This is a genomic window from Sphingomonas sp., from assembly GCF_036731925.1.
Classification (GTDB): domain Bacteria; phylum Pseudomonadota; class Alphaproteobacteria; order Sphingomonadales; family Sphingomonadaceae; genus Sphingomonas.
In genome coordinates, this window is the sequence record NZ_DAINDJ010000002.1 from 623,528 (window position 1) to 638,396 (window position 14,869).

Genomic DNA, 14,869 nt, shown 5'->3' on the forward strand with positions numbered 1-14,869 from the left:
GTGGGGCAACGCCCCCCTTCGTATCGTCTGGAGTAGCCAATGATTTCCCGCACCGCCCTCGCCACCCTACTCGCCCTGTGCGCAACGCCGGCCTTTGCACAGGATACGGCCCCCGATCTCTCGCGGGCCGCTCGTGGGGATGTGCGGGCGCCCGGCGGCGCGCGTCGACTGCCGGGCGACATGACCAGCGCCTATCAGCAGCTCGGCGCGGTTGGCACCGTCCGCAATGTCATCCTGATGATCGGGGATGGGATGGGTGACTCGGAGATCACCATTGCGCGAAATTACGCCGAGGGCGCCGGGGGCTATTTCAAGGGCATCGATGCCCTGCCGTTCACCGGGCAATACACCCATTATTCGCTCGACCGCGAGACGGGAAAGCCCAACTATGTCACAGACTCCGCGGCTTCGGCGACGGCGTGGGCGTCGGGGGTGAAAAGCTACAACGGCGCGATCGGCGTCGATATCGCGGGCAAGCCGGTCGCGACCCTGATCGAGCGCGCGAAGGCGGCGGGTCTGGCCACCGGCGACGTTTCCACTGCCGACATCCAGGATGCGACCCCGGGTGCGCAGCTGGCCCATGTCACGCAGCGGAAGTGCTTCGCGCCGCGCGTCACCAGCGAGGTTTGCCCGCAGAACGCGTTGGAAAACGGCGGCGCGGGATCGATCACCGAGCAACTGCTCGATACGCGCGCAGATGTGGTGCTTGGCGGCGGCGCTGCGAGCTTCAGGGAAACCGCGCGCGCGGGCAAGTGGAAGGGACGGACGCTTCTCGATCAGGCAGTGGCGCGTGGATACCGGATCGTGCGGGATGCGGCGGAACTCGATGCGGTGACGCGGGAGGATCGCGCACCGCTGATCGGCCTGTTCGCAGAAGGCAACATGCCGGTACGCTGGACGGGCCCGCGCGCGAGCTACCACGGCAATCTCGACAAGCCGCCGGTCACCTGTCAGCCCAATCCCGAACGCACCGGGTCGGTGCCTACCCTGGCCGCCATGACCCGCAAGGCGATCGACCGCCTGAAGGACAATCCCAAGGGCTTCTTCCTGCAGGTGGAAGGTGCGTCGATCGACAAGGAGGATCACGGCGCCAATCCGTGCGGGCAGATCGGCGAAACCGTGGATCTGGATGAGGCGGTGCAGGTGGCCCTCGCTTTCGCGAAGGCGGATGGGCACACGCTGGTGATCGTCACGGCGGATCACGCCCATACCAGCCAGATTGTCGGCAACGGGACGCGGGCGCCTGGGCTGACGGCGGCGCTGAACACGCGGGAAGGCGGCGTGATGACGGTTAACTACGGCACCGCCGAGGAAGGATCGCAGGGCCACACCGGGACCCAGCTGCGGATCGCAGCCTATGGTCCGGGCGCAGTGAACGTCAGCGGCCTGCTCGACCAGACCGATCTGCACTACATCATCCGCGATGCGCTGAAGCTTCGCTGAGGCGATGTCGTCACGCTTCGCGGGGCAATGGAACAGAGTTCGTCGCCCGTGACGTGCTCCCCTGAAACTCCTCGACCAAGGAGAAGACAGGGCTGCGAATAGCCGGCTTTCGGTGCATGCCTGATCCGATGGGCGTGGCTCTGCGTCGTGTCGGATCAGCGGTGGACGTCCCGCGAGCACTTGTGGGTGCTTTCTACAGCGCACATTCTCCTTCGCACTCTGGGATGGGGCCGTCTGATGCAGATCGCTTTTAGGAAGTTCGCGTTGAAAGCAGCGTTGATGGCAACGTCCGTCGCGATCTCGGGGGCCGCGTACGGATATGCTTCGGAAGACGGCGATCGTTGGGAGATCCTCCGGGACTTTCCACTTGCCGCGTCAGCGGCAGTGGAAGTCGGCTTCGTGAGTCAGGCGCCCAGCGGCAGCCACTTCGCAGCGAGATTCAGCGATATTCGTTTCGAAGCAAAGTCGCTGAAGGAGTATTGGCAAGGCACGTAGGTCCTGGCGATCGCTCGACTGAAGTTGCCAGCGAGAAGCCGGCTACGGGCGAATGTCATTCGGTCTGGGAGCGGAACGGTAAAGAGCAGGCCGCCAAAAGCCTGCGTTCGCGCCTCGAAGGCCCACGAAGAACGACGGACCCGGCGTTAGGCTGTCCCTCCCGGCAGCGCGTCAGGATGCAGGCCACGATAGCGGTTCGCCGAAACTCCGCGCCTACTGGCCAAGCATCTGAACCAGATCGATGTGCGGTCGGTCCAAAACTTCCCGGACCTTGGTCGCGAGGGTTGCGTAGGTAAACGGCTTGGACATCAGATCGGTGCTGGGATCCAGCCGCCCGTGGTGCATGATGGCGTCGCCGGTATAGCCGGAGGTGAACAGCACGCGCAATTCAGGGTGACGTCTCCGCGCCGCAAGCGCCAGCTCGCTACCTGACATGTTCGGCATCACCACGTCGCTGAGCAGCAGCGACACGGAAGCCGCACCGCTTTCGAGGATGTTCAGCGCACTGACACCATCCGGGGCCTCGATGACGTGATAGCCAAGCTCGTGCAACATGGAGACGGTATAGGCGCGCACGTCTTCATCGTCCTCGACGACCAGGACCGTCTCGCCTGAAGCACTCATCTCGACAATGTTGTTCTCTTCTACCAGGGCCCGTTCGGCAGAGGGGCTCTCCACCTTCCGTGCAAGATAGAAGCGGACGCTGGTGCCGCGGCCGACTGCCGAGTCGATCACGATATGGCCGCCGGATTGCTTGACGAAGCCATAGACCATCGAAAGCCCCAGCCCCGTGCCCTTGCCGATCTCCTTGGTCGTGAAGAAGGGATCGAAGACCTTGGCGACGGTGTCGGGCGCCATGCCGGTGCCGGTGTCGGTGACGGAGATCACCACATGATCGCCGAGCTGGCACTCTGGCGGCAGCGCCGCTCCCTGTCCCACGTTCCGTGCCGCGATGGTGAGCGTTCCACCACCCGGCATCGCGTCACGCGCGTTGACCGCCAGATTCAGAATGACGTTTTCCAGCTGGTGCGGATCCACTTCCACCTTCCATAGATCCGGCTCCGCAGTGACCTGGATTGCAATCGACTCGTTGATGGAGCGCGTGAGCAGGTCCGACATGCCGGCAAGCACCCGCCCGACATCGACCGTCTTGGGATTGAGCGGCTGGCGGCGGGAGAAGGCGAGCAGACGCTGGGTGAGCGAAGCGGCCCGCTCTGCCCCCTTCAATGCATTTTCCAGCGAGCGCCGCATGCGCGGATCGCCATCCGTGTCCATCCGGCGGATCACCGTATCGATATTGCCGATGATCACCGTAAGCAGGTTGTTGAAATCATGGGCGATGCCACCCGTTAGCTGGCCTACCGCTTCCATTTTCTGCGCCTGGCGAAGCGCCTCCTCGGCTTCGCGGCGCTCGGACACCTCGCGCTCGACCCGCATCTCCAGCGTGTCCGCCAGCTCGCGAAGCCGCTCTTCCTGTTCCTTCGCTGCCGTCACGTCGTAGATCACGCCGACCAGGCGGTAGCCCGATCCCTCGCGCACCACCTCGCCGCGCCGGGCGATCCACCGCGACGTGCCGTCGTCGTTGCGGACGATGCGAAACACCGCTTCGAGCGTATCCGGCATCGCGCCGCTGCCCGGCTGGGGCAGCAATGGCGGCTCGCCCGCCTGCAGCACGCCGTTGATCGTCCGCACCGGCAGCACGGCAGCCGGATAGAGGCCGAGCAGCTGGCAGAACTCGGTGGACACGGTGGCGGTGGCGAAGCCGTCGATATATTCGAACGTGCCCACGCCGCCCGCCGACTGGGCGATGCGCAGCCGCTCCTCGGTCCGCTTGCGCTCGGTAACGTCGATCAGCAGCCCGGTGAAGCGGACCGGCTCGTCATCGGCATCCAGATGCGCCTGGCCGCGACCATGCATCCACAAGGTAGAACCCTCGGGCCCGACGATCCGGAACTCCTTGGAAAACCGCTCGGCACCAGCGAGCATACCCGCGACCGCGATGCGGATCCGCGCCCGATCGTCGCCATGGATCGCCTTGAAGAAGGTGGCAGTAGGCAATGCCTTGCCTACCTGTTCCGGCGCTAGCCCGTAAAGTTCGGCGAAGCGTGCATCGACGTGAAGGGTATCGGCAGCAATGTCCCAGTCCCAGCTTCCGCTTGCGCCGGCAGCCGCCAGGATCGAGCGTATTTGAACGGCCTCGTCGGCTACCTCTTCAGCCATCTTCCCCTACCACCCGCGCGATGAATTCGTCGATCAGCTCCTTGAGCTTCACCAGCGAAGGGATGTCCATGATCATCGCGATATAGCCGCGGATATCGCGCTTCCGCACCGCGAAGTCGATATAGAGGAACAGCACCAGCCCGTCTTGCGCGATATCGTCATCGATTTCGAACAGCGCGGCGCTGTCGCCGCGCAGCACTTCGGGGATGGTCATCGCCAGCGATCGCTTCAGCATGTTCGCGATCGTGGCCAGGCAGGAGTTCAGGATCACGTTGCCCGTTTCGGTCAGCGCCTCGTGTTCCATCTCCCCCAGATCCTCTGCCGACAGCGAATCGCCGGTCACGGCACGGACCAGTTCGAGGCTGTTGCTCTCGGGAAAGATCAGCAGTGCCCGGCCCGAGAACGGCCCGTCGAAATCCTGCCGAACCGCTACCAGTTCGGCCACCTCGCGCTCGCTGATCAGGCGCGCGGCACGGCGCTGGCTGACCACGTCGATCGAAGGCACAGACAGGGTGACCTGGTCTCCGATCATCTTGCGCAGGCTCGACGCTGCACGGCCGACGCCGATATTGACGATTTCGGTCAGCGCATCGCGCTCCAGTTCGCCGAGCAGGATGCTGTCCGGCATCATGCCTTTGCGGCCCGAAGGCGAAGCGCCGCACCCGAAAGGAATGCCTCCAGACTATCGGCATTGACCGGCTTGGCCACAAATGCCGCGCCGATCTCCCGGGCGCGGGCGATGATCTCGTCCTGAATGTTGGCCGTGACGATGGCAATCGGCATGTCGGGACGCTGCGCATGCAGTTCGCCAGCGAGTTCCAGACCGTCCCTGTCCGCCATGTTGAAATCGATCAGCGCGACGTCGACGCGCTGGGCGGCGATCACCTCCAGCGCCTGTGCCGCGCTTCCCGCTTCGGTCTTCTGCCATTCCGGCTGCAATTCGGCCAAAGCCTTGCCGGCAACGATCCGCGCGAGTTTGCTGTCATCCACGATGAGGACGGTAACCGACATTCGAAACTCCAAGGATCGGGACTCAAGGTCTGAAAAGATGCGGAAGCGTAACAATAATAGCGGTCAACCGCTTCATTGTCATTGCAGCAGATCAAGCAGGTGTCGCGCCAAAAAGTCGCTCGCGGGTACGCCACGCACGGCGGGCCTAGCGGCAAGCAGCACTTGCGCCACCGCCAGATGGAGGCGCTGGACATCCGCCATATCGACGATCCGCCCCGGTTGCTCCTGCAAGGCGATCAGCAGCGTATCGGCGTCCTCCGCCTGGCATCGGCCGGTGAGGTGGATCACCTCCGCTTCGATCCGGACAGTCATGCGGCGAGCGCCGGCAGATCGAGGACGAGCAGCACGCGGCCATCGCCGAGAAGCGTCGCGCCACCAACGCCTTGTACCCCAGCCAGCAAGCCGCTGGGCGGTCGGACGACGGCGTCGATCCGCTCGGCGAAACCGTCGACGCGGAGTGCCACCCGCTCTCCGCCTGCATTGGTGACGAGCAGCTTCGCGGTACTGGCCGGAACCTCGTCGGCGCCGAGTAAGCGCGCGAGGCTGAGCACCGGCACGGTGCGGCCGCGCAGGACGCAGACCGTGCCTTCGCCGATCGGCGACAGCGCCGCGGCGTCGACGCGGGCAGTCTCCACCACCTGATCGAGCGCCACGCCGTAGCGCTCGCCCGCCACGTCCACCACGAGCAGCCGCGTGGTCAGCGCGTTGGCGGGGAAGCGCAGGCGGAAACGGGTTCCGCGCCCCGGCACGCTGTCGACGGCGATCGTGCCCCGCAGCTTCTCGACTGCCGCCTGCACCGCATCCATGCCGACGCCGCGCCCGGAAACCTCAGTCACGGCGGCAGCGGTCGAGAAACCGGGCGCGAAGATCAGGCGAAGCGTGGCCGCATCGGGTAGCTGCGCGGCGGCATCGGCCTCGAGCAGTCCACGCGCCACCGCCACCTCCCGGATGCGGGCGGGATCGATCCCGCTGCCGTCGTCGGCCAGCTCTATCAGCACGGCGTCGCCGTCCCGCGCGGCGCTAAGGGTAACGCGCCCTTCCGCGGGCTTGCCGGATGCTTGGCGCGTCGCCGGATCCTCGATGCCATGGTCCAGCGCGTTGCGGAGCAGGTGCAGCAGCGGCTCGAAAAGTCCTTCCGCGATCTGCTTGTCGACTTCCAGCCCGTCGCCGGTAACCGAGAAGGCGATCGACTTGCCCAGCGCGGCAGCGATCTCCCGCGCCATGCGGGGGAGGCGGCGCAACGCGGGCGCGAGCGGCACCAGGCGCACCGCTGCCACGCCGCCCTGCAACGCCGCCACGCTGCGCTCGATATGCGCCTGCGCCACGCGGAGCGCAGCGGCGAGCGCGCCGTCGACCTGCTCGGCCCGGGCGGCGAGCGGCGCCAGCGCGTTCACGGCGACCAGCAACTCGCCGATCCCGTCGACCAGGGCATCGATCCGTGCCGCGTCGACGCGCAGCGTGGCGCCGCCGGGGGTTTCGGACGCCTCTCCCGTGGCCTGCGTTTCGGACGCGACATCGATGCGGTGCAGCTCGATCTGATCGGGCACTGTCCGGAACGCGGCGCGCACGGCTTCGGGCGCCGCGCTGCTGGTCCCTTCCAGAATCGAAATGCAGCGGAACGGCTCGAGGAGATCGAGGGCTGGCCAGTCGCCTTCCGCCGGGTTGATGGCGAGCGTGACCAAATCGGGGATGGTCGCGACGATTGCCAGCGGATCTACGCCGCGGAAGAAGCAGTCGGGGTCGGGGGTGAAGCGGAAGGCGACCATCGGCGTGTCCGCGCCCTCGGCGAGCCGTCGTGCCCAGTTCGGCACGTCTTCGGAAGCCTCGGCCGCAATCGGCGCAACGGCCATTCCGGAAAGCCTGGCGATCAGGTCCCCCGCTATTCGGTCGGCCTCGGCATCCAGCGCGCCGCGCTGCTCCATCTGGTCGATCCAGCGATCGACTGCGTCGAGACAGGCGACCAGCCCCGCCGTCGCCGCCGCGTCCAGCGCCGCGCTGCCCTTGCGTGCGCGCTCCAGCACATCCTCGGCAGCGTGGAGCGTGCGCTCGGCGGCGGCCATGGGGAAAAGGGCAACCGATCCCTTGAGCGTGTGGATTGCCCGAAAGGCGCCATCCAGCGCCGCGCGGTTACCGGAATCCTGCGCAAGCAGGTCGAACGCCGCCGAAGCCTCGACAACGAGGTCCCGCCCCTCAACAAGGAAATGCTCCAGCAGCTCGTCCATCACGGCTTACGATAGACGATTGCGTCTTCAAGGCGAGCCATCGTGAACCGATCGGTAATCCGCGCCATGGATTCGCTGTGACCGAGACAGACGAAGCCGCCGCTGTTGAGACTGTCGAACATGTTCGACGCTGCCAGCAGCCGCGATTCATCGTCGAAATAGATCAGCAGGTTGCGGCACAGAATGACGTCGAACCGGCCAAGCCCGGCCAGCGTCGCGCGGTCGACGATATTGGCAGGCGTGAAGCGCACGGATTCGCGCAGATCGTCGATGATCTTGCGGCGGTGGCCACGCTCCGGCTCGAAATAGCGGTCGATCACATGCCCGGGCAGTCGCGCCAGCGCACGCGCGCCGTAGCGGCCTGCCCTGGCGAGATCGAGAGCGGCGGTGTCGACGTCCGACGCCACGATCTCGATGTTGTAGGCGTCCACCAACGCCCAGTTTTCGAGCAGCCAGATGGCGATCGAATAGGCCTCCTCGCCCGTGGAGCACGGCATTGACCAGATGCGGATCAGATCCCCGGGGCGACGCGTGCGGATCAGCTCGGGAAGCATGCCGCGGGCGAGCGCGGCGAACTGATGCTCCTCGCGATAAAAATAGGTCTCGTTGATCGTGAAGGCGTTGATCAGCGCCTCGCGTTCGGCGGCATCGGTTGCCGCGAAGCCGAGATAGGCGCGCGCATCGGGCATGCCGCTATGCGCCATTCGCGCGGCAATCCGCCGCTCGATATAATAGCGCTTGTTCGCGCCGAAGATCATGCCGGTCCAGCGATAGAGCAGCTCGCCTACGCGACGCATCTCGTCGTCGGTCAGCACCAGGGGCGGTGCGGCGGTGGTTGTGGCGTGCTGCGTCACCGCGCGAACAGCGCCATCAGTTCCGCCGCAAGCGTGTCGAGCGGCGCGACGATCGAGGCACCTCCCGCGGCGACCAGTGCGCCCGGCATGCCCCACACCACGGCTGTGTCGGCGGATTCAGCCAGCGTGGTGCCACCTCGCGCCTGCAGGTCCGTCATCGCACCCGCCCCGTCATTGCCCATGCCGGTCATCAACACGCCGATCACGCGCTCGGGTTCGACAAGCCGCATCGCGCTTGCCACCAGCCGCTCGACGCTGGGATGCCAGATATGGTCGGAGCTGCTCGGCGCAGCCATCGCCGCCAGAGCGCCCGCACGCCGCGTCACCACCAGATCGGCGTCACCTCGCCCGATATAGGCATTGCCCGGGGCAAGCACCGTGGTGCTCGCGACTTCGCTGACGGTCAGTTCGCACAGCCTGTCCAGCCGCCGCGCGAGTGGACCGGTGAAACTCGCCGGCATGTGCTGCGCCACGAGGATCGGCCATGGAAACGTGGCGGGAAGGCTGCCGAGCAGCGCGTCCAGCGCCGGCGGGCCGCCGGTCGAGCAGCCGACCAGCACCAGACCGTCCGGCGGCAGCGGCACGGTCTTGGGCGCGCGAACGACCGCCGCATTTGGCTTCGGCAGCGGCAGGCGCGCCGCGATCGAAGCCCTTGCCCGAACCCGCTCGCGCAACCGCGTGGCGGGCGAGATGCGCGCGCCGGCGGCGCTTCGCACCTTCTCGACCAGCGCCGGCACCACCGTGTCGATCTCGAGCGACAGGGCGCCGCGCGGCTTGGCGACAAAGTCGATCGCGCCGAGCTCTATCGCCTCCAGTGTCTCGTCGGCGCCTTCGGCGGTCAGCGACGACACCATCACCACCGGGCAAGGCCGCTCGATCATGATCCGGTCTAGACAGGCGAGGCCGTTCATCCCCGGCATGTGGATGTCGAGGGTGATCACGTCCGGCGCGACGTGCGTGAGACGTTCCAGCGCCTCGGCGCCGCTCCGCGCGACCTCGATCTCGAAGTCTCCGGCTTCGGTGAAGATGTCGACCAGCAGCCGCCGCATCAGCGGCGAATCGTCGACGATGAGCAGCTTGATCACGACGGAATGGCCATGCTCCGCAACAGATCCTGTTCGGCACGGTCGAGCAGCTCGCGCGGCGAGACGATCAGCACGATGCGATCCTGGTCGGCGAGATTGGCGACCCGTTCGAACACGCGCATTTCTTCGCTGCCGAATTCCGGTGCCGGCCGCAGCGCGTCCGCGGCGATCCGCAAGACCTCGGACGCGCTGTCGACCACGAAGCCGGCCTGGAGATCGCCGATCCGGACAACGACGACGCGCCGCCGGGGCCCGGCCACACCGGTTTCGCCGAACCGTTCGGCCTGGTCGATCACCGGCACCACCGCGCCGCGCAGGTTCATCACGCCCTTCACGAAGGACGGCGCCTTGGGCAGCCGGGTGAGCATGTCTGGCAGCGGCACGACTTCCTCCACCGCTGCGATCGGCAGCCCGAACGCGCTCTCGCCGATCCGGAACAGGAGGAACTGCTCGCCCGTCGCTTCCATCGCAGCCTCCGCAGTTTCGATTCGCGTGCCGCCCTGGGATAGCCGGGCGGTGATGTCCTCCCGCAGCAGATGCTCAGCGGCGAGCACCGACACCAGCCTGTCGCCGCCATCCAGCCGGCAGATCGCCTGGATGCGGGCCTCGGCGCGACCACGGGTTAGCACTTGCGGCACCGGGTCGATCACGCCCTCCGGCACACGCTCAACCCCGCGCACCGCATCGACCAGCAGCCCGACACGGTAGACGCCGATCCGCGCTACGACGACGCGGCTGCGCGGAGTCGCTTCGGCGAGGGGCATGGCGAGCAGCGCGCGCAGCGAGAGCAGGGGCAGCAGCGCCCCGCGTACGCTGGCGCTGCCGATCGCCACGGCATCTGCATGTGGCACTAGCGCCACCGTGTCCGGCAGGCGCAGCACCTCCTCGATCGCGCCGAGCGGAAGGGCGAATTCCTGATCGTCCAGTGCGAAGCTGAGGAGCTGCAGCAGATCCTGGTCGGCGACTTCCGCTGCCGACGCCTCGGGCACGTCGCCGCCGCGTCCGCGCTGCCCCTGGCCGGACGGCATCCGTTCGGCGAGCAACGCCGCCAGCTCGAGCGTGCGCGGTGCAGAGGCTTCGCCCGCGCCGACCAGTTGGTCGACCCCGTCGACCGCAAGCCCGAAGATCGCACCGTCCTCGACCAGCACGACGCGCTGTTCCCCGCCGCCCGGCCGGTCGACAAGGTCGGCGAGCGACAGCACCGGCACCACCGCCCCGCGGATGTTGGCGAGGCCCAGCAATGCGCGTGGCGCATGCGGCACGCGGGTCAGCCGCGGCACGCGGGTGACCTCGCGGACCAGCCGCGCGGCCACCCCCAGCCTTTCCCCGCCCGCGCGCAGCGCCAGCACGCGATCGTCCACGGGGGCCGGATCTGCCACCGCGTTCATCCCGCCTGTTGGGAAAGAGCAGTGGCGATCTGCGCAATTTCTTCGATCGCCGCAGCGAGGCTTTCGGCGCCCTGTGCCTGCTGACGGGCCGCTGCTCCCGCCTCGCGCACCGCCACATTGGCGAGGTCGGCGGCCTCGGCGATCTGGTTGGTCCCGCTGCGGACTTCGCGGACCGAACGCAGCATGTCCTCGGTACCGGCGAGGATCGCCTCGTTCAACGCGCGGGCAGCCTTCAATTCGTCCACCAGCGCCGCGAACCGCTCAACCACGGCGCGGTTGCGGCCCACCTCCACCTCTGCCGCGGCGATGGCCTGTTCGAGATCGCGTCGCACGGTGGCGACCTGATCCTGCACGGTGCGGACGATGTCGGAGGCGCGTTCGGCGCTTGTTGCCGAGTCCCCCGCGAGCTTGCGAATGTCGCTCGCCACCGTTGCAAAGCCACGCCCGGCCTCCCCGGCGCGCGTCGCCTCGACCGAGCCGCTGACCGCGAGCATGTTGGTCTGGACCGAAATAAGCGCGAGCTTGGCGGTGATCTTCTCGATCTTGCGGGACGTGTCGCCAAGCTCCGCCAGCAGTTCCATCACCGAGCGCACATCGGCGAGGCCGTGGTCGACACCGTCCGCCAGACGCGCGATGGCCGCACCGCCTTCGACGACGTTCTCGACAATCGCACCAATCCGTTCGGCAGCGGCAGATGCACGGTCCTGCAGCAGCGCAGCCGAATTCTCGATCTGCCCCATCGCCGTATCGGCCTGCATCGTCGCCGATGCCTGGATCTGGGTACCGCGCGCGATCTGCTCGAGCGCGACGAGGATCTCGCCGGAGGCGCCCGACAGTTCCTGCACGGTCGCCGACAATTCCTCCGCTGCGGCGGCGACCTGCTCGACCGCGCCCCGGTTGCCGTCGCCCGTGCCCAGCGCCCCGGTCAGGTCTCCCAGCGCCTCGGCGGTGCGCTGGCTTTGTTCGAGGGCGGCTGCCTGTTGTTCCACCGCGTGCTGCGCCTGCTGGGCGGCTGCGGACTGTTCCTCGGCCGCGCTGGCAACTTGCTCGGCACCCCGCTCCGCCTCGCCCGCGGCCGCTTCGGCCTCGACCGACGCCTGGACCATGGCCTGCATGCCCCTGCTCAGCGCGACGAGCTCGTCGCGCGATTCCTTGAGTTGCACCACCACGGCGCGTCCCGAATCCGCCTGGCTGGTCGCGCGTTCTGAAGCCGCCCTGACCCGCTCGGCAACGCGCTGCACCTGGTTGACCACCATCGCCGACAGGCGCTGGATGTCGCCGGCGCTCGCTTCCGAAACCTCAGCCAGCGCGCGGACTTCATCGGCCACCACGGCAAAGCCGGTCCCGGCATCCCCTGCCCGTGCGGCTTCGATCGTCGCGTTGAGCGCGAGCAGGCTGGTCTGGTCCGAGACATCGGCAACACCGAAGCCGATTTCTCCTATCTCGCCAGCCACCTGTTCGAGCGATGCAATACCCCCAACAGTCGCGAGCTGGCGCTGGGCATTGAGTTCGACCGCGACGACCGAGGTTTCGATCTGCACGCCCGCTTCGACAAAGGCGTTCTGCACCGCATCGATCTGGCGACGCGCATCCTTTGCGCGCGTGCTGGCCTCGCGAAATCCTGCGCTGAGCGAGGCGATCAGGCCAAGCGATTCCTGGGATGCGCCGGCGGCCTCCTGCGCACCACTTGCGATCTGATCCATCGACCGCTGCAGCTCGCTCGCCGCAGCGGAGGCCTGGGCAATGCCGCTGCCCAGTTCCTGCACCGCCTGGTCAATGCCCTCGATGGCGTTTGCGGGCCTCTGCGCGCCCCTCGCCGTACGCGGTCGCAAAGGCGGGGCTGGACGTTCGGCGGTCACGGGATCCACGAGTTTCTCTTTGTCGCGCGCGCCAAGATTGGACTTTTTCACCAGCGCCATCGGAACCCCGCATTTCGAACAATGGACGGTTGCTTAGGACAAGATCGAGGGGGAGACCAGCACCTCAACATATCCTGAAAATATCAACCCGAGCTGTTCACATTCTCTAGAGACCGACAGCCACGGCGCATGAATGTGAGCTGCCTACGCAGGTTTGGAAGGCGCGTGAGGTGAGGCCGCTCACCAGCTTGCTCTACATCGCTGCGCGCCAAGCTTCCGGCGACACTTGTCGGCGGCAGCTTCCTCTCCAGATGTTGGCGACCGTACTGCGCCTATGGCTGCGGAGCTCGGAAAAGGCCGCAGCGCCCTTGGTGAGCTTAAGCTTTCACCGCGATCTGCGAATCGGATGCATAGCGGGTTCGATCCGACTCTCGGCGTGCGGGCCACAGCGCGCTTTGCATGACTTTACCTCGCGCACACCCGCCAGCAGGACAGGCGGCGTACAGCTCTGGGACGCCGACGAGCACATGTCGGCGGTACTGAAGGGGCACAAGCATGACCGAAATTCTGAAACGTCGGTGGATCCTGGCTGGGTAGCGGCACTCACCGCGGGTACGTGCGGTCCGCGGCTGGCGCAGAGCCGGCATGGACCGGCCGCTATGCACATGATGCTTGACGGCGACGCGAGCCCGGCGGCCATCGACGCGCAGGTGGATGCGATGCTGAAGGAAATGGTGCCGCTTACAGGACTCGAACCTGTGACCCCCGCATTACGAATGCGATGCTCTACCAGCTGAGCTAAAGCGGCGCCTAGTGCCGGGCGCTGGTTTGCCCGGAGGACGGCGCGCTTACCAGCCGTTCCGCACGCTGGCAAGCGCCTCCGTGCGCCAGCGCCGATTTTCTTGCCTCCGGAGATTCCCTCGGCTTTTCCCGATCCGCCTTTTACGCGGCATTTACCATGGACCCTGCACAAGGCTTCGGATCAGCGTTTCGGGCCCTCGCCCGCAGTGGAGCACCCGCATGAACATGGCTCGCGGCATCAATCGTCCGGCAGCACCCGAGCCCGCCCCCGCCGCCGACGAGGCGATCGACGAGCGCCCCGTCGCGATCGGCGGAGACGAGCGGCGCATGCAGGTGCGCGCCTACAATCATTGGGTGTCGCTGCTGCGCGGCCGCGCCTATCCCGCGATCCACGACCTCGATCCGGAGAATATCGCCGATTTCGGCCCGAATAGCGTGCTGCTCGACTTCACCGCCGGCATCGAGAATCCGGCCATCCGCTATCTCGGTGCCGCGCTGCGCGAGGAATGCGGTATCGACGGCGCCATCGCGCATGTCGGGGAAGTGCCGAGTCGATCGCTGCTCTCGCGCCTGACGGACCATTATCTTCAGATCATCGCCAATCGCGCGCCGATCGGCTTCGAGGCCGAGTTCGTCGGCCAGCGCGGGCACCAGATGTTCTACCGCGGCATCCTGATGCCCTTCGCATCCGACGCGGAGACGATCGGCTTCATCTACGGCGTGATCAACTGGAAGGAAGTGGTCGACGCCGATACCCAGGCGCGGCTCGATGCCGAGATCGAGGCGTCGCGCCGGGCAGCACCCCATCCCGCGCCGACGCAGTCCGTCTGGGCAGACGGCCCCAGCGCCGGCTTCGACTCGCCCGGCGCAGCCGAGGTGTCGCACAGCGAGATTGCGTCGCCGCTGGCCGATCAGTTGATGATGGCGCGCGAATCGGCCGCCGCCGTCCGTGCGTCCGACCTGCGTGGCCGCGCCGCGCTGTATCGCGCGCTTGATCGCGCCTATGGCTTTGCGCTCGCCGCCGAGAAGGACGCGGACGGCTATGCCGTGCTGCTCGCCGAGGCCGGGATCGCGGCCCAGGCGCGCGCGCCGATGACGCCGGTGGTCAAGCTCGTCTTCGGGCCAGACTATGACAAGACTCGGCTGGCCGAGTTCGCCGCCGTGCTGACCCATGCCAGGCGGCTGGCGATCCCCGCGGGCGGGCTGGATGCATTTCTGGAAATCACCCCTGGCGGCGTGAAGGGCGTGGTCCAGGCCGAACGCGAACTGCGCGCCACCTTGGCCGGGGACCGCCGCCCCGCCGCCTTCGCCCGTGCTGCCGAGGCCCTGCGCCAGCGGCCGCCGCTCGCCCGTGTTGCCATGGCGGCCGGCGAGTCGGAATTCGTGCTGCTGCTCGCGCGTGCTGGCGAGCAGGGCCTCGATATCATCGCCAAGCTGGAAGACGACGCACAGCTGACCGACCGCGCGGTACGCCGCGCAGCGGCCTGAATC

12 protein-coding genes and 1 tRNA gene are annotated in these 14,869 nt (G+C 67.1%); 3 read left to right on the forward strand and 10 right to left on the reverse strand.

Annotation, left to right across the window (positions count from 1 at the left end):
* Window positions 1-39 precede the first annotated feature (39 nt).
* Both phoA and V7E00_RS12395 read left to right on the forward strand, forming a co-directional pair.
* Window positions 40-1,443, forward strand: coding sequence for an alkaline phosphatase (phoA, locus tag V7E00_RS12390; protein WP_333572951.1), 1,404 nt, complete (start codon window positions 40-42; stop codon window positions 1,441-1,443).
* A 237-nt stretch (window positions 1,444-1,680) separates the two neighbouring features.
* Window positions 1,681-1,938, forward strand: a complete 258-nt coding sequence (locus tag V7E00_RS12395) for a DUF1349 domain-containing protein (RefSeq protein ID WP_333572952.1) — start codon at window positions 1,681-1,683, stop codon at window positions 1,936-1,938.
* 213 nt (window positions 1,939-2,151) lie between these two features.
* Here V7E00_RS12395 and V7E00_RS12400 read toward each other — a convergent pair whose 3' ends face one another.
* The 10 genes from V7E00_RS12400 to V7E00_RS12445 form a co-directional block, all read right to left on the reverse strand.
* Complete coding sequence (locus V7E00_RS12400) at window positions 2,152-4,158, reverse strand: hybrid sensor histidine kinase/response regulator (RefSeq protein ID WP_333572953.1); 2,007 nt, start codon at window positions 4,156-4,158, stop codon at window positions 2,152-2,154.
* On the reverse strand, window positions 4,151-4,789 hold the full coding sequence (locus V7E00_RS12405; protein ID WP_333572954.1) for a chemotaxis protein CheX: 639 nt from the start codon (window positions 4,787-4,789) through the stop codon (window positions 4,151-4,153). Before V7E00_RS12405 ends, V7E00_RS12400 begins: the two co-directional genes overlap by 8 nt.
* A complete protein-coding gene (locus tag V7E00_RS12410) occupies window positions 4,786-5,169 on the reverse strand; it encodes a response regulator (protein ID WP_333573858.1) in 384 nt (127 codons plus the stop codon). The genes V7E00_RS12405 and V7E00_RS12410 overlap by 4 nt, the downstream gene beginning before the upstream one ends.
* A 78-nt stretch (window positions 5,170-5,247) precedes the next feature.
* Entirely contained in the window at window positions 5,248-5,481 is a 234-nt protein-coding gene (locus V7E00_RS12415; protein ID WP_333572955.1) for a hypothetical protein, read from the reverse strand.
* Entirely contained in the window at window positions 5,478-7,391 is a 1,914-nt protein-coding gene (locus tag V7E00_RS12420) for a chemotaxis protein CheA (protein ID WP_333572956.1), read from the reverse strand. The genes V7E00_RS12415 and V7E00_RS12420 overlap by 4 nt, the downstream gene beginning before the upstream one ends.
* Complete coding sequence (locus tag V7E00_RS12425; RefSeq protein WP_333572957.1) at window positions 7,391-8,245, reverse strand: CheR family methyltransferase; 855 nt, start codon at window positions 8,243-8,245, stop codon at window positions 7,391-7,393. Before V7E00_RS12425 ends, V7E00_RS12420 begins: the two co-directional genes overlap by 1 nt.
* On the reverse strand, window positions 8,242-9,330 hold the full coding sequence (gene cheB, locus V7E00_RS12430) for a chemotaxis-specific protein-glutamate methyltransferase CheB (protein WP_333572958.1): 1,089 nt from the start codon (window positions 9,328-9,330) through the stop codon (window positions 8,242-8,244). The genes V7E00_RS12425 and cheB overlap by 4 nt, the downstream gene beginning before the upstream one ends.
* Window positions 9,327-10,709, reverse strand: a complete 1,383-nt coding sequence (locus V7E00_RS12435; protein ID WP_333572959.1) for a chemotaxis protein CheW — start codon at window positions 10,707-10,709, stop codon at window positions 9,327-9,329. Before V7E00_RS12435 ends, cheB begins: the two co-directional genes overlap by 4 nt.
* Before the next feature lie 5 nt (window positions 10,710-10,714).
* Window positions 10,715-12,484, reverse strand: coding sequence for a methyl-accepting chemotaxis protein (locus tag V7E00_RS12440; RefSeq protein WP_333572960.1), 1,770 nt, complete (start codon window positions 12,482-12,484; stop codon window positions 10,715-10,717).
* A gap of 825 nt (window positions 12,485-13,309) precedes the next feature.
* Window positions 13,310-13,385 (reverse strand) — tRNA-Thr (locus tag V7E00_RS12445).
* A 212-nt stretch (window positions 13,386-13,597) separates the two neighbouring features.
* On the opposite strand from V7E00_RS12445, the gene V7E00_RS12450 reads away from it, so the two are divergent.
* A complete protein-coding gene (locus V7E00_RS12450) occupies window positions 13,598-14,866 on the forward strand; it encodes a PAS domain-containing protein (protein ID WP_333572961.1) in 1,269 nt (422 codons plus the stop codon).
* Window positions 14,867-14,869 lie beyond the last annotated feature (3 nt).

Bases quoted from the DNA above. Each gene is read 5' to 3' on its own strand.
- V7E00_RS12410 (WP_333573858.1), bottom strand. From the start codon at position 5,169: ATGTCGGTTACCGTCCTCATCGTGGATGACAGCAAACTCGCGCGGATC.
- V7E00_RS12420 (WP_333572956.1), bottom strand. From the start codon at position 7,391: ATGGACGAGCTGCTGGAGCATTTCCTTGTTGAGGGGCGGGACCTCGTT.
- phoA (WP_333572951.1), top strand. From the start codon at position 40: ATGATTTCCCGCACCGCCCTCGCCACCCTACTCGCCCTGTGCGCAACG.
- V7E00_RS12405 (WP_333572954.1), bottom strand. From the start codon at position 4,789: ATGATGCCGGACAGCATCCTGCTCGGCGAACTGGAGCGCGATGCGCTG.
- V7E00_RS12415 (WP_333572955.1), bottom strand. From the start codon at position 5,481: ATGACTGTCCGGATCGAAGCGGAGGTGATCCACCTCACCGGCCGATGC.
- V7E00_RS12400 (WP_333572953.1), bottom strand. From the start codon at position 4,158: ATGGCTGAAGAGGTAGCCGACGAGGCCGTTCAAATACGCTCGATCCTG.
- V7E00_RS12450 (WP_333572961.1), top strand. From the start codon at position 13,598: ATGAACATGGCTCGCGGCATCAATCGTCCGGCAGCACCCGAGCCCGCC.
- V7E00_RS12395 (WP_333572952.1), top strand. From the start codon at position 1,681: ATGCAGATCGCTTTTAGGAAGTTCGCGTTGAAAGCAGCGTTGATGGCA.